This is a genomic window from Streptomyces sp. BBFR2, assembly GCF_044497305.1.
Lineage (GTDB): Bacteria > Actinomycetota > Actinomycetes > Streptomycetales > Streptomycetaceae > Streptomyces.
Genome location: NZ_CP172415.1, coordinates 572,479 through 594,595, shown reverse-complemented (window position 1 = coordinate 594,595; position 22,117 = coordinate 572,479). Strand labels below are relative to the sequence as shown.

General features: G+C 75.5%; 15 protein-coding genes. 10 read left to right on the top strand and 5 right to left on the bottom strand.

Features of this window, described 5'->3' with window-relative positions; genetic code table 11:
* Positions 1-42: 42 nt before the first annotated feature.
* On the bottom strand, positions 43-903 hold the full coding sequence (locus ACGH2B_RS02150; RefSeq protein ID WP_399083150.1) for a TetR family transcriptional regulator C-terminal domain-containing protein: 861 nt from the start codon (positions 901-903) through the stop codon (positions 43-45).
* A gap of 202 nt (positions 904-1,105) precedes the next feature.
* Between ACGH2B_RS02150 and ACGH2B_RS02145 the strand changes: the two genes are divergently transcribed.
* The 3 genes from ACGH2B_RS02145 to ACGH2B_RS02135 all read left to right on the top strand — a co-directional run bounded on the left by ACGH2B_RS02145 (position 1,106) and on the right by ACGH2B_RS02135 (position 5,819).
* Positions 1,106-3,169: a SpoIIE family protein phosphatase gene (locus ACGH2B_RS02145; RefSeq protein ID WP_399083147.1), complete on the top strand. Its 2,064-nt coding sequence runs from the start codon at positions 1,106-1,108 to the stop codon at positions 3,167-3,169.
* Between the two features lie 125 nt (positions 3,170-3,294).
* A complete protein-coding gene (locus ACGH2B_RS02140) occupies positions 3,295-4,695 on the top strand; it encodes a glutamine synthetase (RefSeq protein WP_399083144.1) in 1,401 nt (466 codons plus the stop codon).
* Positions 4,692-5,819, top strand: coding sequence for an amidohydrolase family protein (locus ACGH2B_RS02135; RefSeq protein ID WP_399083142.1), 1,128 nt, complete (start codon positions 4,692-4,694; stop codon positions 5,817-5,819). Before ACGH2B_RS02140 ends, ACGH2B_RS02135 begins: the two co-directional genes overlap by 4 nt.
* Before the next feature lie 114 nt (positions 5,820-5,933).
* On the opposite strand, the gene ACGH2B_RS02130 is transcribed toward ACGH2B_RS02135, so the two are convergent.
* Positions 5,934-7,043, bottom strand: coding sequence for an FAD-dependent monooxygenase (locus ACGH2B_RS02130; protein WP_399083139.1), 1,110 nt, complete (start codon positions 7,041-7,043; stop codon positions 5,934-5,936).
* A gap of 266 nt (positions 7,044-7,309) precedes the next feature.
* Between ACGH2B_RS02130 and ACGH2B_RS02125 the strand changes: the two genes are divergently transcribed.
* The 3 genes from ACGH2B_RS02125 (at position 7,310) to ACGH2B_RS02115 (ending at position 12,011) form a co-directional block, all read left to right on the top strand.
* Positions 7,310-8,260 (top strand): GntR family transcriptional regulator, encoded by a 951-nt coding sequence (locus ACGH2B_RS02125; protein WP_399083136.1) that lies wholly within the window; start codon positions 7,310-7,312, stop codon positions 8,258-8,260.
* Positions 8,261-8,568: 308 nt separating this feature from the next.
* Positions 8,569-9,852, top strand: coding sequence for an MFS transporter (locus tag ACGH2B_RS02120; protein WP_399083133.1), 1,284 nt, complete (start codon positions 8,569-8,571; stop codon positions 9,850-9,852).
* Between the two features lie 767 nt (positions 9,853-10,619).
* Positions 10,620-12,011, top strand: coding sequence for an NADP-dependent succinic semialdehyde dehydrogenase (locus ACGH2B_RS02115; RefSeq protein ID WP_399083130.1), 1,392 nt, complete (start codon positions 10,620-10,622; stop codon positions 12,009-12,011).
* A gap of 56 nt (positions 12,012-12,067) precedes the next feature.
* Here the strand turns inward: ACGH2B_RS02115 and ACGH2B_RS02110 are convergent, their stop codons facing one another.
* Positions 12,068-12,682, bottom strand: coding sequence for a TetR/AcrR family transcriptional regulator (locus ACGH2B_RS02110; protein ID WP_399083128.1), 615 nt, complete (start codon positions 12,680-12,682; stop codon positions 12,068-12,070).
* A 340-nt stretch (positions 12,683-13,022) separates the two neighbouring features.
* On the opposite strand from ACGH2B_RS02110, the gene ACGH2B_RS02105 reads away from it, so the two are divergent.
* Positions 13,023-13,244, top strand: coding sequence for a hypothetical protein (locus ACGH2B_RS02105; protein ID WP_399083125.1), 222 nt, complete (start codon positions 13,023-13,025; stop codon positions 13,242-13,244).
* Positions 13,245-13,269: 25 nt separating this feature from the next.
* Here the strand turns inward: ACGH2B_RS02105 and ACGH2B_RS02100 are convergent, their stop codons facing one another.
* A complete protein-coding gene (locus ACGH2B_RS02100) occupies positions 13,270-15,438 on the bottom strand; it encodes a SpoIIE family protein phosphatase (protein ID WP_399083122.1) in 2,169 nt (722 codons plus the stop codon).
* 328 nt (positions 15,439-15,766) lie between these two features.
* Here ACGH2B_RS02100 and ACGH2B_RS02095 point away from each other — a divergent pair, with 328 nt between their 5' ends.
* Positions 15,767-17,269 (top strand): glycoside hydrolase family 30 beta sandwich domain-containing protein, encoded by a 1,503-nt coding sequence (locus tag ACGH2B_RS02095; RefSeq protein WP_399083119.1) that lies wholly within the window; start codon positions 15,767-15,769, stop codon positions 17,267-17,269.
* A gap of 115 nt (positions 17,270-17,384) precedes the next feature.
* Here the strand turns inward: ACGH2B_RS02095 and ACGH2B_RS02090 are convergent, their stop codons facing one another.
* Positions 17,385-18,617: a metallophosphoesterase gene (locus ACGH2B_RS02090; RefSeq protein WP_399083116.1), complete on the bottom strand. Its 1,233-nt coding sequence runs from the start codon at positions 18,615-18,617 to the stop codon at positions 17,385-17,387.
* A 261-nt stretch (positions 18,618-18,878) separates the two neighbouring features.
* On the opposite strand from ACGH2B_RS02090, the gene ACGH2B_RS02085 reads away from it, so the two are divergent.
* Together ACGH2B_RS02085 and ACGH2B_RS02080 are read left to right on the top strand one after the other, a co-directional pair.
* Complete coding sequence (locus tag ACGH2B_RS02085) at positions 18,879-19,187, top strand: trypco2 family protein (protein WP_399083113.1); 309 nt, start codon at positions 18,879-18,881, stop codon at positions 19,185-19,187.
* A complete protein-coding gene (locus ACGH2B_RS02080; protein WP_399083110.1) occupies positions 19,184-21,979 on the top strand; it encodes a trypsin-like peptidase domain-containing protein in 2,796 nt (931 codons plus the stop codon). The genes ACGH2B_RS02085 and ACGH2B_RS02080 overlap by 4 nt, the downstream gene beginning before the upstream one ends.
* Positions 21,980-22,117 lie beyond the last annotated feature (138 nt).

Below are 22,117 nucleotides of genomic sequence, written 5' to 3'. Positions count from 1 at the left end.
CCGCCGCCGGGCGGTGGCGGCCGGGGGAGGGGCCTTGCGGACTCAGTCCGCGGTGACCTCGCTCGCGACGAAGGCGAGCAGGGCGTCGTGCATGGTGTCGGGGCCGGTGCTGTCCGGCGCGGTGGCCAGGACCTGGGTGGCCAGGCCGTCGATCAGCGCGGTCAGCCGCAGCGCGGTGAACTCCGGGTCCAGGTCGCGGAAGACACCCTGCGCGATGCCGCGGCGCAGCACGTCGGCGACGGTGGTGCGCCACTGCCGGTAGTAGTGCTCGTGGAGGCGGCCGATCGCGGTGGAGCGGGCGGCCTGCGCCCACAGGTCCAGCCAGACCAGCCACTGGCGGCGCTGCTGGTCGGTGCGGGGCGTCTGGAGGGCGATCAGATGCAGCAGTTCGGCGCGGGCGTCGGACGCCGCGGCCAGGCCCGCGGCGCGGCGGGCGGTGTCCTCGTCCATGCACCAGCGCACCGCGGCCTCCAGCAGCTCGTCGCGGCCGGGGAAGTGGTAGTGCACGGCCGCGGTGCTGGTGCCGCAGGCCGCCGCGATATCGGCGACCCGTACGCCGTGGAAGCCGTGCTCGGCGATGAGCCGGACCGTCTCGCGGACGATCTGGAGCGGCCGTCCGCCGTCGGGCACCGCCGCCGGACCGGCCGCGGGCGGCGGGGCGGGGCGCTGCGCCGGGCCGAGGAGGCGGCCCGCGTCGACACCGGTGATGTCGGCGATCCGGACGATCTCGGCGACGGTGAAGCGGCGGGCGCCGCTCAGCGACCGGGAGAGCTTCGAGGGGTCCATCACGATCCGGCGGGCGATCTCGCGGCGGCTGCATCCCAGCCCGTCGATCGCCTGCCGGACACGTTCCGTGAGCGCCCCGGCCTCATCGGCCACCCGGGCTGAGGGGTCGTCCGTCATGGTCCGGGACCGTAGCAGCCATGTTGAGACCATCGCAACGAAGAGCATCCAGCTTCTCAACTAAACCCGCTGTGAGCTGGGATTTCTCTCGCGTTGCGCTTACTGACTGATGCGAAAGTCAGGGCGTGGGGGCAGTGGGGCGGCAGGGGCGGGTGAGGTGGTCGAAAAGCCCTGATACATGGGGTTGTGGGAGAGTGGCGGCATGGCTGACCGGGGAGCGAAACGGCCCACCGTGTCGGTGCCGGACGACTGGCCCGCCCACCCGGACCTCACCCTTGCCCTCAACCACATGGGCGGCTTCGACTGGGACCTCGACCGGGGACTGCTGCACATGGACCCGCCCGCGCTGCGGCTCTTCGACATGCCCCCGGAGACGTACGACGGCCGGCCCGCCACCCTCACCGACCGCGTCCCGCCCGGCGAGGCCGCCCGCCTCGACGCCCTCGTCGCCCGCGCCCTGAAGGACGGCAGCGACTCCTACGGCGCCTACTACCGCGTCCGCCACCGCGACGGCACACTCCGCTGGATCCACAGCCAGGGCAGCATCCGCCGCGACACGACCGGCCGCCCCTGCCGCATCATCGGCGTGGTCCGCGACGCCGAGGACGAATACCGGCACGCCGCCGAACGCGTCGCCGCCGACGAGGAGCGCCGCCGCCACGCCGACGTCGTCCAGCGCACCACCGCCGCCCTCGCCCACGCCCGCACCGTCCAGGACGTCATCGCCGTCCTCGCCGACGAACAGGGGCTGGACCGCCTGCGCGCCGAGAACGTCATCCTCGGACTCGTCGAATCCGGACACATCCGCCTGGTCTCCGAGGGCAAGGCCGGCAGCTTCGTCCCGGAGCTGGGGCTCACCCGTGTCGGCGACGAGTTCCCCATGAGCGAGGTGGTGCGCACCCTCACCCCGCGCTTCATCGGCAGCCGCGCCGAGTTCGCGGCCCGCTACCCCCGCATCTGGCCGGCCGTCGAACCGCTCGACGTGGGCTCCGCCGCCTACCTCCCGCTCATCGCGCAAGGCCGCCCGATCGGCGTCATCGGCATCTTCTTCCCGCGCGAATCGGACTTCGACGAGCAAGAACGCGCCCTCATGGTCGCCCTCGGCGCCGGCATCGCCCAGAGCCTGGCCCGCGCCATGCTCCACGACCAGGAACACGAACTCGCCGCCGGACTCCAGCGGGCGATGCTCCCGCGCCGCATCCCCGGCGTCCCCGGCGCCCAGATCGCCGTCCGCTACCGCTCGGCCCGCCTCGGCCGCGACATCGGCGGCGACTGGTACGACGTCATCGCGCTGCCGCACGGGCGCGTCGCCGCCGTCGTCGGTGACGTCCAGGGCCACGACACCCAGGCCGCCGCCCTCATGGGCCAGCTCCGCATCGTGCTGCGCGCCTACGCCGCCGAGGGCCACGCCCCCGCCACCGTCATGGCCCGCGCCTCCGCCTTCCTCAAGGAACTGGACACCGACCGCTTCGCCACCTGCGTCTACGTCGACGCCGACCTCAGCACCGGCGCCGCCCGCTTCGTCCGCGCCGGGCACATCGACCCGCTGCTGCGGCACGCCGAGGGGCTCTGCCGGCCGCTGCCCGTCGCCGGCGGACTGCCCCTCGGGATCTCCGCAGAGTTCACCCGTCTGGATTACCCCGTCACCACGGTGCAGCTCGCTCCGGGTGACACGCTCCTGCTCTGCACCGACGGTCTCGTGGAGCGGCCCGGCACCGATCTCGGCGACGGCATCCGCGAACTGGCCGCCGAGGTCCGCCGCGGCCCGCAGGACGTCCAGCGGCTCGCCGACCGGCTCTGGTCCCTCACCGACCGCAGCCCCGGCGAGGACGACATGGCCTTCCTGCTGCTGCGCCGCCTCGGCGATCCGCGGCAGGACATCGCGGGCCGCGTCCGGCGGCAGATCGCCCCCGCCGACCCGGAAGGGCTGCGTACCGCCCGCCACATGGTCCGCTCCGCCGTCCGCGCCTGGGGCGCCGGGGACCGCGCCGAGGAGATCGAACTCGTCGCCGACGAGCTGATCACCAACGCCCTGCTGCACACCGAGGGATCCGCCGTCATCACCGTCGAGATGCCGCACAGCGCCGGACGGCGGCTCCGGCTGGAGGTCGAGGACGAATCGAGCAACCTGCCCCGGCGGCGCGAGCCGGGCGAATCCGGCGTCTCCGGACGCGGTCTGCTCCTCGTCGACCGGCTGGCCGATGTCTGGGGAGTGGAACCGCGCGGTGGCGGCAAGTGCGTATGGTGCGAGTTCAACTGCCCCTGACCGGAGGGCCGTACGGCCTCCGCGGCGAGCGCGCCCGGCCCGTCCGCGGGCCGCGCACGGCGCCCACGCCACGGCCCGGGGCACCGGACGCCGAGACATCGGCACACGCGAGGTAAGGACGCACCATGGAATCGCGGTCGGCACAACAGTTGGCACAGGCCGGCGCACTGTCGGCGCGGCTGGACGCCGAAGGGGTCCGTAACACCGCCCTGACCTGGGTCGACAACGCGGGCATCAGCCGCGTCAAGGCCGTCCCGACGCACCGTCTGGAGCAGGTCGCCCGCCGCGGCGTCGGCATGTCCCCGGTCTTCGACGTCTTCACCTCCGACGACGCCATCACCGAATCCGCCCACCTCGGTGGCCCCGACGGTGACCTGCGGCTCTTCCCCGACCTGGACCGCGTCACCCCGCTCGCCGCACAGCCCGGCTGGGCCTGGGCGCCCGCCGACCGCTACGACCAGCTCGGCGCCCCGCACCCCGCCTGCCAGCGGCAGTTCGCGCGCCGGATGGCCGACCGCGCGGCGGAAGAGGGCCTGGAGGTGCGGATGGGCTTCGAGACCGAATGGGTCGTCACCCGCGCCCCCGCGCCCGGCGCCCCCGCCGCCGACGGCCCGGACGCCCCGCTCGACTTCCCCTGCGCCGGGCCCGCCTACGGCATGACCCGCGTCGTCGAACTCTCCGACTACCTCCGCGACGTCACCGAGGCGCTCACCGTCCAGGGCCTCGACGTCCTCCAGCTCCACCCGGAGTACGCGCCCGGCCAGTTCGAGGTCTCCACCGCCGCCGCGGGACCGGTGCGCGCCGCCGACGACGTCGTCCTCGTCCGCGAGACGATCCGCGCGGTCTCCGCCCGCCACGGGCTGCGCGCCTCCTTCGCCCCCACCGTCGTCGCCGGACTGGTCGGCAACGGCTGCCACCTCCACCTCAGCCTCCACCGCGACGGCCGCTCCCTGCACCGCGACCCGGCCGGCGCCCACGGTCTGGCGCCCGACGCGGCGGCGTTCCTCGGCGGCACCCTGGAGGCGCTGCCCGCCCTCCTCGCCCTCGGCTGTCCCTCACCCGCCAGCTATCTGCGCCTCCAGCCGTCCCACTGGGCGGGCGTCTACCAGTGCTGGGGCGTGGAGAACCGCGAGGCCGCACTGCGGCTGATCACCGGCGCGCCCGACGACCCGGACGGCGGCCACGCCGAACTGAAGCCCTTCGACGCCGCCGCCAACCCCTACCTCGCCGTCGGCGCCGTCCTCGCCGCCGGGCTGCACGGACTGGCCTCCGGCGCCCGCCTCCCCGACCCGGTCAGCGGCGACCCCGGCGTCCTCGGCGTCCGCGAGCGCGGTCGCCGCGGCATCGTCCGGCTTCCCGCCACCCTCACCGACGCCGCCGACCGGCTGGAGAAGTCGGCGCCGCTGCGGGAGGCGATGGGCGAGGTGCTGCACGGCGCGGTACTCGCCGTGCGCCGCGCGGAGGCCGCCCGGTTCGCGGGCGAGGGGGACGAGGAGATCGCCGCCGAGACCCGGTGGCGCTGGTGACGTCCGCCGCCGGACCGGACGGCCTGCCGCCGCTCGTCGACCACCACTGCCACGGCGTGCTCCGCCACCAACCGGACGCCGACGGGTTCGCCGGGCTCCTCACCGAGTCCGACCGGCCGGCCGCCCCGGGCACCAGCTACTTCGACACCCAGGCCGGGTTCGCGGTCCGCCGCTGGTGCCCGCCGGTCCTCGGCCTGCCGCCGCACTGCCCGCCCGCCGACTACCTCGCCCGCCGCGCCGAACTCGGCCCCGACGAGGCCCGCCGCCGGCTGCTCACCGCGGCGGGCATCGGCACCTACCTCGTCGACACCGGACTGCCCGGCGATCTCACCGGCCCCGCCGAGACCGCCGCGTCCGGCGGCGGCACCGGCCACGAGGTCGTCCGCCTGGAACACCTCGCCGAGCGCACCGCCCGGCAGGCCGCGGACGCCGAGGAGTTCACCGGCGCCCTCGCCCGCGCGGTACGCGACGCCGCCACGCACGCCGTCGCCTTCAAGACCGTCGCCGCCTACCGCCACGGCCTCGCCCTGGCGGCCCGCCCGCCGGACCGGGACGCGGTGCACACCGCCGCCCGCGCCTGGCTCGCCTCCGGCCAGGACCGGCTCACCGACCCGGTCCTGCTGCGCCATCTGACCGAACTCGCCGTCGCCACCGGGCTGCCGCTCCAGATCCACACCGGCTTCGGCGACCCCGATCTGCGCCTGCACCACGCCGATCCGGCCCTGCTCACCGACTTCGTCCGCGCCACCGCCGACACCGGCACCCCGCTCGTCCTGCTGCACTGCTACCCCTACCACCGCCAGGCCGCCTACCTCGCGGCGGTGTACCCGCACGTCTACGCCGACGTCGGCCTCACCCTCGGCCACACCGGCGCCCAAGCCGCCGCCGTGCTCGCCGAGTTCCTGGAACTGACCCCGTTCGGCAAGCTCCTCTTCTCCACCGACGCCTACGGTCTGCCCGAGCTGTACACCGTCGGCAGCGCCGTCTTCCGCACCGCGCTGCGCACCGTCCTCGGCGGCTGGACGCACTCCGGCGCCTGGTCGTACGAGGACGCCGCCCGCGTCGCGGCGCTGATCGCGGCGGGCAACGCGCGGCGGGTGTACGGGCTGGGGGACGGCGTCTAGAGCGTCCCGTCCGGAGCGCGCCGGTCCCCCCCCGGCGGGGAACCGGCGGCCCGTACCCGCCGACAGCGCCCGCACCCTCTCGCCGGGGAGCGCACCGGCGTCACCGGCCCCGGCTCAACCGTCCAGCCGCAGCGCGTTCTTGGCGTGCGCCACGGACTCCTCCGGGGCCGGGCCGTCCATGTTCTCCGTGGCCAGTGCCTGGTTGAGGGTGACGAACGGGCGCATCCGCCGCTCGTACCCGGCGAACGCGGCACGGTGGTCGCCGCCGGCCCGGCCCACCTCGTCGGCGAGGACGTACGCCCCGGCCAGCGCCAGGCTGCTGCCCTGCCCGGACAGCGGGGACGGGCAGTGCGCCGCGTCGCCGATCAGCACGACCCGCCCCGCCGACCAGCGGTCCATGTGGATCTGCGCCATCGCGTCGAAGAAGAAGTCCGGTGCCTGCCGCATCGCCGCCAGCAACCGCGGTACAGGGCCGCCCAGGTGGCCCAGCTTCTCGGCGAGCAGCGCCTGCTGGGCGGCGGTGTCGCGCCGGTCGTGGGGGAGCGGGCCGGAGCGGAAGCCGAGGAGGGCGCGGAGTTCGGTGTTGCCGCGCGCCGGGTAGAGGCACAGGCTCGCGTCGCCCTCCCGCAGCCACACCTGCCAGTCCTCCAGACCGAGGAAGTTGCCGGTGCGGAAGACGCCGAGGTACGCGCCCAGGTGACGGAGGTACGCCTCCTCCGGGCCGAAGGCCAGCCGCCGGACCGTCGAATGGAGGCCGTCCGCGCCCACCACCAGGTCGAACGTGCGCCGCCGCCCGCTGAGGAAGTCGACCCGTACGCCGTCCGCGTCCTGCTCCAGGGCGGTCGCGGAGTCGTCGAAGAGGTAATCCACACCGTTCCGGGCGTGCCGGTGCAGCAGCTCCGTGAGGTCGTCGCGGAAGATTTCGATGTCCGGGCCGTCCAGGCGTCCGGCGCTCCAGGTCGCCTCGGTCGAGCGCCACTGCTCGGCGCCGGTGCCGTCCAGCATCGACATCCCGCGCATCGTGGTCCGCAGCTCCCGCGCCCCGGCCAACTGACCGCCGCGCTCCAGGACATCGAGCGCGACCCCGCGGACGTCCACCGCCTGCCCGCCCGGACGCGGCGCCGGGGCGCGCTCGACGACGGTCACCGCGCAGCCGCCACGGCGCAGCCAGTGGGCGGCGGCGAGCCCGGCGACACTCGCTCCGGAGATCAGGACGGACGGCATGGGGTTCCCCCTTCATCAGGTGTACGCGGCGGGACCGCCGTGTACGCAGGAAGAATGTACGGCGTACGCGAGGTCGTTCGCCACCTCTGTGAACTGCGCTTTCATTCCTCAACTCGCCTCTGTGTACTAGGACATCGGCGTCGGTGCGGCCGTCTTCGCAGGTGGCTGCTGTGCTAGTACAGAAGCGGCGGCCGGGCGGGTTTTCCGGAAAGATTGCGGTGGCGCGGCCGTACCGGGCGGCGCGCCGCACACGGAAGGAGCAGGACGTGGCCGAGCGCCCCGACCCGCCGTACCTGAGGATCGCCGCCACGCTGCGCCGCCGGATCGAGAGCGGCGAACTGGCCCCGGGCGACCGGGTACCGGCCACCCGCCGCCTCGCCCAGGAGCACGGCGTCGCGCTCGCCACCGCCACCAAGGCGCTCGCCGTCCTCCGGCAGGAGGGCCTGATCCACGCCGAGGGGCGCACCGGGACCCTCGTCGCGCCCCGGGACGCGCCCCGCCGCCCCGCACCCGCGCCGCCCCGGGACGCCGGGCCCGCCGGGGACCTCGGGCGGGACCGTCTCGTCCGTGCCGCCATCGAACTCGCCGACGCCGAAGGGCTGCCCGCCCTCTCCATGCGGGCGCTGGCCGCCCGCGTCGGGGTCTCCGCGATGTCGCCGTACCGCCATGTGCGGGGCAAGGACGAACTCGTCGCGCTGATGACCGACACCGTCCTCGGCGAACTGGACCCTCCGCGCACCCCGGCGCCCTGGCGGACCCGGCTGGAGGAGGGCGCCCGTGCCCTGTGGCGGGTGCACCGCGCGCACCCCTGGCTCGCCCAGACCGGCCCGCTGACCCGCCCCCAACTGCTGCCCCGGCTGCTCGACTACTCGGAGTGGATGCTCGCCGCCCTCGACGGCCACGGGCTGGACGCCGCGACCGTCCTCGACCTCAACGCCCTCCTCTACAGCCACATCCAGGGGCTGGCGGTACACGCCGAACGCGAGGCGCACGCCGCCGGGCAGACCGGGCTGACGGACGAGGAGTGGCTGGACGCCCAGGAGCCCGCGATGTCCGCACTGCTGGGCTCCGGCGCGTACCCGACGCTCGCCCGGCTCCTCGACGAGGTGGGGGAGGACGGCTACGACCTGCGGCTCGACGGTCTCTTCGAGACGGGGCTGCGGGCCCTCCTCGACGGCGTCGCCCGGCTCGTGGCGGAGGGGGCACCGCCCGGCTGAGCCGGGCGGTGGAGAACGGCCCGGCGGACGGACACGGCAGGCGGACGCCCCGGGGGCCGGACCCGGACCCGGCGGGCACGGCGCCCCGGACCGCCCGCGCGGGAGAGCCGGTGCGGCCCGGCGGCGCCGAGGGCGGCCCGAGTCGGCCGCCCGGTCCGCGGAGGAGGAGCACCGGTGTACGTCCCCCGGGCGCCGCCGGACCGGGCCGCCCCGCCCGCGCGGGAAGGCCGCCGGGCCACAGCTCTCCCCGGAGAACGGCCCCGCCGCCCGCCCCCGGAGAGGCCGGGCCGCCCGTGTTTTACTTCCGCGTGCCCGATGCAACGAAATCCCCCACGGACCCCGTGCCGCCGCGCTCGCGAATATTCGCCGACCTCACCCCGCTGCGTACCTCACCGGACTACCGGCGGCTGTGGTGCGGCAACACGATCTCCTGGATGGGCCAGCAGATGACCGCCCTCGCGGTCTCCCTCCAGGTCTACGACCTCACCCACTCCACCTTCGCGGTCGGCCTGGTGGGCCTGTGCTCCCTCGTCCCCCTCGTCGTCTTCGGTCTCTACGGCGGCGCCATCGCCGACACCGTCGACCGCCGCAAACTCGGCCTCTACAGCGCGTCCGGCGCCACCGTCCTCTCCGTCGTGCTGGCCGCCGCCGCGCTCACCGGCCGCCATCATGTGGCGCTGCTCTACGGCGTCGTCGCGCTCCAGGCCGTGTGTTTCGCGATGAACTCCCCGGCCCGCTCGTCGATGATCCCGCGGCTGCTGCCCGTCGAGCAGCTCCCGGCCGCCAACGCCCTCAACTCCCTGACCAGCAACCTCGGCCTGATGGGCGGCCCGATGCTGGGCGGCGTCATCGTCGGGCTGTGGGGCTACCAGGCCGCGTACCTCATCGATGTCGCCGCCTTCGGCGCCTCCCTGTACGCGATGTGGCGGCTGCCCTCGATGCGGCCCGAACCGGACGACGCCGGGGGCGGTACGCGGCGGCGTGCCTCCGTCCTGGACGGGCTGCGGTTCCTCGCCACCCGCCCCAACCTGCGGATGACGTTCTTCGCCGACCTCGCCGCGATGGTGCTGGCGCAGCCGCGGGCGCTGTTCCCCGCCGTCGCGGTGCTGTGGTTCGCGGGTGACGCGAAGACGGTGGGGCTGCTGGTCGCCGCGCCCGCCGTCGGCGCCGTCCTCGGCGGGCTGTTCTCCGGCTGGCTCGGCGGTATCCGCCGCCACGGTCTGGCGATCTTGCTGGCCGTCGCCGCCTGGGGCGCGGCCGTCGCCGCCTTCGGCCTGGCCCGCGACCTCTGGCTCGGCCTGCTCTTCCTGGCCGTCGCGGGCTGCGCCGACACCGTCTCGATGGTCTTCCGCTCCACCATGCTCCAGGCCGCGACCCCGGACCGGATGCGCGGCCGCCTCCAGGGCGTCTTCATCGTGGTCGTCGCGGGCGGCCCGCGCCTGGGCGACTTCCTCGCCGGTTCGGCCGCCGACCTGACCTCCCCGGCGGTCGCCGTCATCGGCGGCGGCCTCGCCTGCGTCCTGGCCGTCACCGCCCTCGGCCTGGGCCGCCGCGCCTTCGCCCGCTACGACGCCCGGGACCCGCAGCCGTAGCGGACGGGCGTGCCGTAGCGGACGGGCGTGCCGTACGGAGCGGGCCGCCGGGCGGATGGGGGCCGCCCGGCGGATGCGGCCGGAGCGGGCGCGGGGCCGCCGGGGACCGGCCGTCGGGGAGCCGGGACCGGCCGTAGGGGAGAGCCCCGCACAGCCCCGCACCCGCCGGCCGCCCGCCCCGGGCCCCGGTCCCGGCCGGGCGTGCGGGCAGGCCGGGAACGGGCCAGACTCGGATACGGGGCCCAGGGCAGGTCCGCGGCGTCCGCCCGGGCGCGCGGTGCCTCACCCCTGGCGCAAGCCCCGTCCCCCTGCGAAAGGCACGCCGTGCAGCCGCAACCGATCCCGTACCGGGGCCGCGGCCGGGAGACGTCCGGTGTTCCGGGCCACGGGCGGTGCGGGTCCGCCGCGCCCGGTGCGGTCACCCCGCCCGACCCCGGCGGTCCCGCGCCGGTGCCGGAGCCGCCCGTGCCGCTGCCGCCCGATCCCGGTGGTCCGCCGCCCGATCCGGACGGCCCGGCCCCGGAGCCCGGCGGTCCGCCGCCCGGCCCCGCCCCCCAACCGCCGCCGGGACCACCACCGGGGCCCGCCCCGGGACCGCCCGGTCCCGAACCGTCGCCGATCCCGCGCCCGCCGGGGCCCGATCCCGTACCGGACCCCTCACCGGCCCCGTCGCCGCTGAGCTGAGCCACCGCGCGGACGGCGGCCCGGCGGCCGGGTCCCGCCGCGGGCCCGCCCCGCCCCGTCCCGCCCCACCGAGGAGGCGCTCCATGGCCATCGCCACGGTCAACCCGGCCACCGGCGAGACACTGAAAACCTTCGAACCGCTCAACCCGGGCGAACTCGAAGACCGTCTGGTCCTCGCCGAGCAGGCGTACGACACGCACCGGCGCACCTCCTTCGCCACGCGCGCCGGATGGCTGCACAAGGCCGCCGGACTGCTGGACGCGGACCGCGACGCCATCGCCCGCACCATGACCACCGAGATGGGCAAACCGCTCGCGCAGGCCCGCGCCGAGGCCGCCAAGTGCGCCAAGACCATGCGGTGGTACGCCGACCACGCCGCCGCCCTCCTCGCCGACGAACACCCCGACCCCGCCGACGTCCGTGACTCCGGCGCCGCGCGCGCCGTGGTCCGCTACCGCCCGCTGGGCGTCGTCCTCGCCGTGATGCCGTGGAACTTCCCGCTCTGGCAGGTCGTACGGTTCGCCGCGCCGACCCTGATGGCCGGTAACACCGGACTGCTCAAACATGCGTCCAACGTCCCGCAGACCGCCCTCTACCTGGAGGAACTGTTCCGCCGGGCCGGGTTCCCGGCCGGTTGCTTCCAGACCCTGCTGATCGGCTCCGGCGCGGTGGAGGGCGTCCTGCGCGATCCGCGGATCGCGGCCGCCACCCTCACCGGCAGCGAACCGGCCGGCCGCGCGGTCTCCTCCGTCGCCGGCGACGAGATCAAGAAGACCGTGCTGGAACTCGGCGGCAGCGACCCGTACGTGGTGCTGCCCTCCGCCGACCTCGACGCCGCGGTCCGCACCGCGGTGACCGCCCGGGTCCAGAACAACGGCCAGTCCTGCATCGCCGCCAAACGCTTCATCCTGCACACCGCCGTCCACGACGCGTTCGCCGAGCGGTTCACCGCCGCGATGGCCGCGCTGACGGTCGGCGACCCGATGGACGAGAACACCGACGTCGGCCCGCTCGCCAGCGAACAGGGCCGCTCCGACCTGGAGGAACTGGTCGACGACGCGGTGCACCGCGGCGCCACCGCCCTCTGCGGCGCCCGCCGCCCGCCGGACCGCCACGCGGGCTGGTTCTACGAGCCGACGGTGCTCACCGGCCTCACCCCCGAGATGCGCATCCACCACGAGGAGGCGTTCGGCCCGGTCGCCTCGGTCTACCGCGTCGCCGACCTCGACGAGGCGATCGCCGTCGCCAACGACACACCGTTCGGCCTCAGCTCCAACGCCTGGACCCGCGACGAGGCCGAACAGGACCGCCTCGCCCGCGATCTGCGCGCCGGCGGCGTCTTCTTCAACGGCATGACCGCCTCCCACCCCGGCCTGCCCTTCGGCGGCACCGAACGCTCCGGCTACGGCCGCGAACTGTCCGGCCACGGCATCCGCGAGTTCTGCAACGTCACCACCCTCTGGTACGGGCCGTAGGCCGGCCGCGACCGGGTACGGCCCGTAGGGGGCGCCGGCCCGGGGCACATGTCCGGTCAGGCGGAGTCCCGGGGCCCGTCCGGCGGGACGAGCCGGTCGAGGTGGTAGTCGAGGACGCGCAGCACCGCCTCGGGCGAGCGGCGGCCGTGCAGCAGGTCGCCGCCGAGCCCCGTCACACCGGAGACCAGCAGATCGGCCTCGTGCCGCGGGTCCACCCCGGGGGCGCACCGCCCCTGGGCGCGCGCGTGCTCCAGCAACCCGGCGACCAGATCCTCCAGCGGATGCTCCGGACCGAGGAAGACCGCGGCCAGCGCCGGATCGGTCAGGCTGCGGGAGTAGTACGCGGCGAGCACCCGCAGCGCCGTGCGCCGCTCCTCGTCCAGCGGCAAGAACTCCTCCAGCACGGCCCGCAGCAGCCCGCGCGGGTCCCCGGGGCCGTGGCGGATACGGGCGCGGGCCCGCCGCTCGTTGTCGTCGTGCAGCAACCGCAGCGCGTCGACGAGGAGTTGGTGTTTGCCGCTGAAGTGGTACTGCACGGTCCGCAGCGACACCCCGGCCTCGGCGGCGATCTCCCGCATGCTCGCCGCGTGCAGCCCCCGCGCGGCGGCGATCCGCCACACCGCCCCGGCGATCTGCCGCCGCCGCGGGGAGTCCGCCGCGGGTGCCGCCACCGGCCGGGGCAGCGGCGGATTCCGGCGCCGCCGGTAGGCCCGCGCCTGGCAGTTCCGGGAGCAGTACCGGGCCGGCCGACCCCGCCCGCCCCCCGGCAACGCGGCCCCGCACTCCCCGCACTCCCCGCAGCCCCGCCCCGCGGCCTCCGTAATTTCGTCACGCACGATCGCCACAGTACCCGGTGAAAATGTGTGACGTAATGGCCTCTCGGGCCCATTTTCCGGGATCTCCCACTGATACGTTCGTAACGTCGCCGACCGGGGCGCAGAGGCGTCCGGCAGGTCGGTGCGGCGGCGCGGTGCGCGCGCCGCCGGTGCCACGCAGGAGGGGGAGAGCGACGTGAAGTACGACGTGTTGCAGATCATCGGGGCGGTGGCCGTGGTGATCTTCGGGCAGGGCGCCATCCGGCTGCTCATCGACCACGGCCACACCGGGATCCTCGGCGCTCTGGACGCCGGATTCGGGGTGACCCTCGGCCTCTACCTCGCCGGGACCGCGCTCGCCGTCCTGCTGGCCGGCTGGGCCCACGACCAGGCCAAGGCGCTCGGCCGCCGCAACTGACCCGCGGGCCGGGCGGTGCGGGCGCTCACCCGCCGTCCGCGGGGGCCTCCCCGTCCGGAGGATTTTCCCCGTCCGGCACCACGAACTCGCACCACAGGGCCTTGCCGGAGCCGCGCGGTTCGGCGCCCCAGGAGTCCGCCAGCGCCTCCACCAGCATCAGGCCCCGCCCGGACGTCGCCGTCTCACCGGGGCTGCGCCGCCGGGGCCACTGGCTGGAGCGGTCCTCGACCTCCAGCCGGATCCGCCGCGGCTCCTCCGGCAGCAGCTCCATCGTCACCAGCGCCCCGCTGTCCGTGTGCGTCAGCGCGTTGGCGATCAGCTCGCTCGCCGCCACCTCGACGTCGTGCATCACCGGCCCGGCCCGCCACTGGTCCACGGTGCGCCGCAGCGCCGAGCGGACGTCGGCGGCGCCCGCCGGATCGGCCTGGTGGACGTGGAGCCGCAGCCGGGGCACCGCGCTGGTGCCCGGCTCCGGCAGCCGCCGCAGCAACAGCAGCGCCAGATCGTCCTCCGACCCGGGCGCCGACCACAGCAGCTCCGCGAGCTGGTCGGCGAGCGGTCCCAGCTCCTCGGGACCGGCCCGCACCGCCGCCGTCAGCGCGTCGATGCCGAGGGAGATGTCCTGTCCGGGCTGTTCCACGAGCCCGTCGCTGCACAGCAGCAGCGTCGAGCCGGGCTCCAGGAACAACTGCGTCTCGGGGAAGTGGTCGTGCCCGAACGCGGTCGCCACACCCAGCGGCAGCCCGCCGCGGATCTCCGGCCAGTCCACATGCCCCGAGCCGTCCCGGACCAACGGCCCCAGATGCCCGGCCCGCGCCACGTGCAGCGCCCCCGAGTCCAGATCCGCCTGCACATATGTGCACGTCGCGAACCGGTCGGTCTCCAGCTCCGCCAGGAACCGCGACGCCCGCACCAGCACCGTCTCCGGCGGATGCCCCTCGCTCGCGTACGCCCGCAGCGCGATCCGCAACTGCCCCATCACCGCCGCCGCGTGGGTGTCGTGCCCCTCGACGTCACCGACCACCAGCCCGGTACGGCCCTGCGGCAGGGCGATCACGTCGTACCAGTCGCCGCCGATGTCGCGGCCCACGCTCGCCGGGTGGTAGCGCACCGTCACCTCGCCGCCGGGGATCTCCGGCACCCGGCGCGGCAGCATCGTCGCCTGGAGGCCCGTCGCGAACTCCCGCTCCTGGTCGAAGAGGGTCGCCCGCTGCAACGACTGCGCCACCACCCCGGCCAGCGCCAGCGCGAGGTTCCGTGCCTCGGCGGACTGCCCCGACGGCTCGTTGCCGAAGAGCCCCAGCGCGCCGATGACGGTGTCCTGCGCCACCAGCGGCAGGAACGACGCGCTGCCCGGCGGCAGCATCTCCCCGTACGGCCGCAGCCGCGGGAAGCGCGCGAGCAGCTCGCCGCGGGTGCGCAGGAAGCTGGGGCGCCGCGACGACACGGTGTCCGACAGCGGCAGGGTGTCGTCCAGCCGGGAGCGCAGCATGTCCTCGGGCACGTCGCCCTCCAGTCCGGTGGCCGCGATCACCTCGAACCGGCCGCCCGCCACCAGCCCCAGGATCAGCGCGTCCGCCCCGAACCGCCGCGCCCCGCCCGGACCGGTCAGCACCCGCGTCACATCGGCCACCGACATCGCCCGCGCCAGCGCCGCCGTGGTCTGCTGCACCATCACCGTCTGCCGCTGCCGCTCCTGCTGGAGCGAGCGCAGCAGCGCCGAGTCCGCCAGCTCGTTCGACGCCTCGCGCACCACCCCGATGACCCGGTACGGCATACCGCCCGCGTCGTGCAGGATCCGGCCCTGGGAGTGCGCCCAGTGCATCGTCCCGTCACGGAACCGCACCCGGAAGTACGCGCCGTACGAGGAGGCGCCGTCCTGGAGCGCCAGCGACACCGCCCGGTCCAGCCGCGCGCCCTCCTCCGGCGGGACCCGCGCGGCCAGCGACAGCGGCTCGCCGTCCCACTCGTCGGCCCGCAGGTCGTACAGGCGCAGCGCGCCCTCGTCGAGGTCCATCCGGCCGGCGGACAGATCCCAGTCGAAGGTGCCCATGAGGTTGAGGTCGAGGCGGCGGCGCAGCCCGATCGGCTCGTGGTGCGAGACGTCCGGCACCTCCTCGGGCACCGTGCGCACCCCCGGGGCGGCCAGCGGATCGTAGCGGCGACCGTGACCGCCGCCGCTCCCGGCGGTCACCGAAGCGCCCGTGGCCCGGCCGGCGCGGGCGTACAGGACGGGGGGACGGACGACACCGCCGCCCGCTCCGGGCGGTGCGGCGCCGCGCGGGCGAGCGGCCCCCGGGCCCCCGGCCGCGCGCCGTTGACCAGGGCCGATATCCAGCAGGACATGCGCTCAACCCTAGGCCGGGCCGGGCCGGGCCGCATGTCCCGCTGCCCCGCCCAGGGCATTCTTGACGTGGGCCCGTCAGATCTCGAACCATGGAACGGCCCGGCCCGTCTCCCCGGCGCCCTCAGGGCGACGGCGCACCCCGGCGGGCCGCCGCCCGCCCCAGGAAGGCACGCCCATGCCCCCCGGACGCCTCCGCCGCCTCCTCGCCGCCACCACGGTCGCCGCGCTCGCCGGGGCGACCGCCCTGGTCGCGGCCGGCCAGGACCCGGGACCGCGCCGTCCCGCCGCCCCGCCGCGGGTCCAGGTCTACCTGACGACCACCACCGACCCCGGCGGCCGCACCGTCGGCAAGGGCCTGGAGCGGCAGCGCCCGCTGACCTTCCGGCCCGGGCCCGGCGGCGGGATCACCGTTGATCCGTCGCGGACGTACCAGACGTTCCGGGGCGGCGGCGCGTCCTTCACCGACACCGCGGCGTGGCTGCTGGGCAGCAGCCGCACCCTCGACGACGCGACCCGCGAGGCGACGCTGCGCGCCCTCTTCGACCGCCGCCACGGCATCGGCCTCAGCTTCCTCCGCAACCCCATGGGCGCCTCCGACCTCGCCCGCTACGGCTACACCTACGACGATCTGCCCGCCGGCCGCACCGACCCGGACCTGCGCCACTTCTCCGTCGGCCACGACCTCGCCGACATCCTCCCGCTCACCGCCCGCGCCCGCGCCCTCAACCCGGCGCTCACGGTCATGGCCTCCCCCTGGACCGCGCCCGCCTGGATGAAGGACAACGGCAGCCTCGACCAGGGACGGCTGCGGGCGCGGTACCACGGCACCTACGCCCGTTACTTCGTCAAGTACCTCCAGGCGTACAGGGCCCACGGTGTCCCGGTGGCGTACGTCTCCGCGCAGAACGAACCCACCTGCTGCGCCGGTCTGCCGTCGATGCGCTGGACCGGCGCCGGGCTCGCACGCTTCACCCGGGACGCGCTGCTGCCCGCGCTGCGCGGCGCCGGGCTGCGCACCAAGGTCCTCGCGCTGGACTGGAACTGGGACCGCTACGCACGCTTCGGCGCGCCCGTCGTCGGTGACCCGGCGATCCGCGGGCACCCCAACTTCGGCGGCGTGGCCTGGCACGGCTACGCGGGGGACGTCGCCGAGCAGAGCCGGGTCCACGACCGCCATCCGCGCCTCGCGGCGTTCGGCACCGAGAACTCCGGCGGGGCGTGGGTCGCCGACCAGCACCGCGAGGACCTGCGCGACCTCATCGCCGCCACCCGCAACTGGAGCAGCAGTTGGGTCAAGTGGTCCCTCGCGGTGGACCAGAACGGCGGTCCGCACCACGGCGGTTGCGCCACCTGCACCGGCCTGGTCACCGTCCACCGCGGTGACGCCGCCCACGGCAGCGTCGACCGCACCGTCGAGTACTACACGATGGGCCATCTGACGAAGTTCGTCCGGCCGGGCGCCCGCCGCATCGCCTCCACCACCAGCGCCGAGGTCCCCGACGTGGCCTGGCGCAACCCCGACGGCTCCACCGCCGTGATCGCCTACAACGCCACCGACACGCCCCGCCGCACCGTCCTCACCTGGCACGGCCACCACGCGGTCTACCGCCTCCCGGCCCGCGCGTCGGTCACCTTCGTCTGGCCGGCCCGGGGCGCCGCCGCGCGGACCGGACGGTGAACTGCCGTGGCGGACAGGGCCGCTACGCCGCTACAGGCTTCCGGCAGGCGCACCGCCGGGGCTGCCGTGCCGTGCCGGACCGTCCGCCCGCACCCGGCGGGTGCGGGCGCGTGCGTCACACCGGCGCCCCCACCCGCGCCCCGCCCACCGGCGTCGTGGTGCGGATCCGGTGGGCCCGGGTGGCCTTGCGGGTGGCGACGTCGACGGTGTACGCGTCGAGCGTCAGCGCCGCGCCCGACACCTTCAGCAGCATGAAGCCGTGGTCGGAGAAGTTCTGCCAGGCGGCCGGGTGGCCGAAGTGGGCCTTGCCGTCGCCGGTCTTGCCGGACGCGCCGCACACCACCTGCCGGGTGCCGCCGGTCCGTGCCGTCGGCTCCAGAAGCTGCGAGGTGTGGTCGTGCCCGGAGAGGATCAGATCGGCGCGCCCGAGGACGACCTCCTCGTACATCTCCTTGAGGTGGACGCCGCTGGTGTAGTGCCCGATGGTGAAGCCGTCGTACGCGCCGGCGCTGCCGTGCTTACCGTTGTTGAGGTACGGGTGATGGCCCAGGACGATCTTCCAGCGGGCCCGCGAGGCGCGCAGCGCGCCGTCCAGCCACTCCCGCTGCCCGCGCATGTACGGGCCGTCCCAGCGGTACTCCGGGTCGGTCTGGGCGACGTAGGACGACCACGGGATGGTGTCGATCGCGAAGAACTCCACCAGCGGCCGGTCGGCCGGCACCGGCACGCTGTAGTAGCGCTCCGGCATGTACCAGCGGCGCGACGTCGCCGCGTACGCCACCTCGCGGTCGCCACGGGACGGATCGCCGCCGCTGCCCGGGATCAGTCCGGAGCAGTCGTGGTTGCCGAGGACCATCAGCCACGGCACGTCGATACCGGCGTTCGGCTTCTCGAACTTGTCCTGGAACTCCGAGTCGTGGTCGGACTCCGGCCCGTTCTCGTAGATGTTGTCCCCGAGCCCGACGGCCAGCCCCACGCCCTCGGCCCGGCACACATCGCGCGCCGCGGCGGCCACCGCGTACTGCGCCTCGTCGCCGGTGCCCGCGTCGCCCGTCACCAGCACGGCGAACTCCCCCTCACGGCCCGGGCGTTCGGGGAACGGGAACGCGCCGTCCTCGCCGGCGGGGGACGCGGCGGCGGCCGTCCGGCCCGCCGCGCCGAGCGGCAACACCCCGAGCGCGGCGCCCGCCACGGCACCGCCCAGCAGCGTCCGGCGGTTCACCCACGGCACGGTGCGTCCGGTCGTCCGCGGCGCCGCCGCCCCCTCCGCGGGCCGCACGGCCTCGTCCCGCAGCCACTGGTCCTCGGTCATGTCCGCCCGCGGCGGGATCAGTTCGTCGTCGCACATGCCTGGCTTTCTCTCACGGCCGCCGGGGCTGATGGTGAAGGTCCGATGAAGACGAAGTGGACGTATGTACGACACCGAGTGCCGGATGGCGGGGGATCGCAGTGCACTCGGTGTCATGGAGGGGTGGGGTGCCGCGCCCGGCGTGCGCCCCCTGCGCTCCGTCGCGCCGCCCCGCCCCCGAAGCGGCCGAAGGAGCGCTGTGCGCCGCCCCGCCGCCCCGCTACAGTCCTGGCCCACCGGTGCTCGGCGAAGGGGAACGGCGTGATCGAGCTGTCGAGCGTGATCAAGGATCTGCGGGACGAGCTGGAACGGGCGGTCACCGCGGCCGAGGGGGAAACCCTCCGCTTCGAGCTGGGAACGATCGAGCTGGAGGTCTCGGTGGCGCTGGAGCGCACCGGGAACGCGGGGGCGAAGGTCAAGTTCTGGGTGGTGGAGACCGGCGCGGAAGCCACCGCCACCGCCACCTCGACCCAGCGCCTCACCCTCGCCCTGCGGCCGGCCCTCACCGGCCCGGACGCCTCGGAACGCCCGGCCTACGTGGCCGGAACCGCGGCGCCCGACGAGTCGTGACCTCCGGGACGTACGCGCCGGGCGGCCCCGACCCCCGGCGGGTGGTCCAGATCCTCACCGAACGGAGCGCGGGGACCCGGTGGCGCGGCTCCGGCTACCGGGTCAGCGGCGACGCCGTGCTCACCGCCGCCCACGTGGTCAGCGGTGCGGCGGCGATCCGGCTGCGCTTCCTCACCGAGGACGGCGGCGCGGCCGAACTGCCCGCCGAGCCGGTCTGGACGGACGCCCGCACCGATGTCGCGGTCCTGCGGATCGCGGACGGAGCGGAGTTGCCGGGCGGCCCCTGGGCGCCGCCGGTACGGTTCGCCCGTCTCACGGCGCCCGTGCCGTGCGAGGCGCTGGGGTTCCCCCGCTTCCGGCTGCGCCGCGACCCCGCGGCCGCCGAAGGCGCCCCGTCCCGCTACCGCGACACCCACCACGCCCGCGGCTCGGCGACCCCGCTGTCGTATCTCCGCGCCGGACTGCTGGAGATCACCGTGGACGGGCCGGGGAGCGATCCGGGGCACTCGCCGTGGGAGGGCATGTCGGGCGCCGCGGTGTGGAGCGGCGGCCGGCTGATCGGCGTGGTCAGCGAACAGCCCGCGGCCGACGGCCCCGGCCGCCTCGTGGCGAGCCCGGTGGCGGGCTGGTACCGGCTGCCCGGCGACCGGCGCGACGCGCTGTGCGACCTGATCGGACTGCCGTCCGGCCGCGAGGCGCTCACCGCCCTGCCGCCGGGCGGCGGACCGGACGCACCCGGACCGGACGAACCGCCGGAGGTGCGCGAGGCCGCCGGGCGGCTCGTCCGCGACCTGGACCGGCAGTGGCGGAAGGAACAGGAACTGCGGAAGGTGCACCATCCCTTCCCGCTGGACGTGCGCTTCCGCTGCACCCCGGCCCGGGACCTGTACGACCACTGGGAGACCATCCGCGGCATCTCCTCCGCGCGGGCCGCGGGGCCGCTCCCGCTGGACGGCGGGCTCGGGCAGATCGCGGCGGTGCACGCGTCGCTGCCGTCCGGCCGCCTGGTGGTGCTCGGCGAGGCCGGGGCCGGGAAGTCGGTCCTCACCCTGCGCTTCGTCCTCGACCGGCTGGCCGCGCGGGAGCCCGGCGCACCCGTACCGGTGCTTTTCGGCCTGGGGGCGTGGGACCCGTCCGCCGTCCCGCTGCGCGACTGGATGAGCGGCCAACTCGTGCGCGACCACCCCTTTCTGGCCTCCCCGGCCACGCACGGCGGCACGCTCGCCGATGCCCTGGTCGACGCGCGCCGCATCCTGCCCGTGCTCGACGGTTTCGACGAACTGGCCGAGGGGCTGCGGCCCCGGGCGCTCGACGTGCTGCGCCACACCGATCTGCCCCTGCTGCTCACCAGCCGCCCCGACGAGTACCGCGCGGCGGTGGAGGCCACCGGAGTCCTCGGCCGGGCCGCCGTCGTCGAGCTGTGCCCCCTCACCGTCGACGACTACGGCCACTACCTGAGCCGGGCCACCCGGCCGTCCGCCCGCGACGCCCCGGACGACCAGGGATGGGGGCCGGTCCTGCGGCGGCTCCGGGCGGCGCGGCCCGACCCCGGCGCGGCCCGCCTCAAGGAGGTCCTCACCACCCCGCTGATGGTCTCCCTCGCCCGCGCCGTCTACAGCGACGCCCCCGGACGCGACCCCGCCGAACTCCTGGACACTGCGCGCTTCACCGGCCCCGCGGCCCTGCGGGCCCACCTCATCGCCGCCTTCCTCCCCGCCGTCTACGACCGCGTACCGGACGGCCGCGCGACCACCGGACGCCGCTGGCGGGCGGACCGCGCCCGGCACTGGCTCGGCCACCTCGCCGCCCACCTGAACGCCCGCGGCACCCACGATCTCGCCTGGTGGGAGGTGGGCACCACCATGTCCCGCGCCGCCCGTACGCGCGTGATCGGCTTCCTCGCCGCGCTCGCCTTCGGCCTGACCACCGGCATCGGCAACATCCCGGTGGACCTCGTCGCCACCGGGTACGGCCCCGGGTTCGCCGTCACCCGCGGCATCCTGGTCGGCCTGCTGCACGGCGCCATCGCCGGCCTGGTCTTCGGCATCGTGTACGGACGCCTCGCCCGGGGAACCCCGGCCACCCCCTCGCACCTGCGGATACAGCTCTTCGGCGGGGACCGGGAGCGGTGCGTGCCGTTCGGCCGCCGCTTCCTGCTGGGCGTCGCGTTCGGAGTGCCGGCCGGGCTGGCGCTGGTACTGGTCGACCGGTGCGTGGTGGCGCCGCTCGGGTTCCACGACGGACTCGACGGCGGGCTGCGGGGCGTGCTCCTGTTCCCGCTCCAGGTCGGGCTGGGCGCCGGGCTGGTGCTCGGCATCATGACCCGCCTGGAGGTCCCCCTCGCCACCGATACGGCGGTCAGCGCCGCGGACCTGCTGCACACCAACCGCCGGAACGTCGTCGCCCATCTGCTGGTCTGGCTGCTGCTGTTCGGAATCCCCGGCGGGTTCGCCGCAGGACTCACGGAGGGGCCGGTCCGCGGGGTGCTGACCGGGCTGGTCTTCGGCATCGAGGGCGCCATCGGCGGCGGCCTCGGATACGGGCTGAGCTTCACCGCGTGGGGCCAGTGGGTGGCCCTCGCCCGGATCTGGCTGCCGCTCACCCGCCGCCTGCCCTGGGCCCTGATCGCCTTCCTGGACGACGCCCGCAGCCGGGGCGTGCTGCGCCGGGCCGGTCCGGTCTACCAGTTCCGTCACGCCAGCCTCCAGGACCATCTGGCGCACGACTTCCGGACCCGGCACGCCCCGCGCGCGCCCGCCCCGGAACCACCCGCGGCAGGACAAGCGTCCTGAATGCGGGAACAGCCGGTCATGACGTACCGACCGGTCCACAACGGACGATCACGGGGGTGATCCATGTCCGCCGGGTACGGCACACCCACACCGACGACAGGTCCGAGGCGGAAGCGGCGTCCGGGCGGGATACGGCGC

Bases quoted from the DNA above. Each gene is read 5' to 3' on its own strand.
- ACGH2B_RS02150 (WP_399083150.1), bottom strand. From the start codon at position 903: ATGACGGACGACCCCTCAGCCCGGGTGGCCGATGAGGCCGGGGCGCTC.
- ACGH2B_RS02145 (WP_399083147.1), top strand. From the start codon at position 1,106: ATGGCTGACCGGGGAGCGAAACGGCCCACCGTGTCGGTGCCGGACGAC.
- ACGH2B_RS02140 (WP_399083144.1), top strand. From the start codon at position 3,295: ATGGAATCGCGGTCGGCACAACAGTTGGCACAGGCCGGCGCACTGTCG.
- ACGH2B_RS02130 (WP_399083139.1), bottom strand. From the start codon at position 7,043: ATGCCGTCCGTCCTGATCTCCGGAGCGAGTGTCGCCGGGCTCGCCGCC.
- ACGH2B_RS02115 (WP_399083130.1), top strand. From the start codon at position 10,620: ATGGCCATCGCCACGGTCAACCCGGCCACCGGCGAGACACTGAAAACC.
- ACGH2B_RS02095 (WP_399083119.1), top strand. From the start codon at position 15,767: ATGCCCCCCGGACGCCTCCGCCGCCTCCTCGCCGCCACCACGGTCGCC.
- ACGH2B_RS02090 (WP_399083116.1), bottom strand. From the start codon at position 18,617: ATGTGCGACGACGAACTGATCCCGCCGCGGGCGGACATGACCGAGGAC.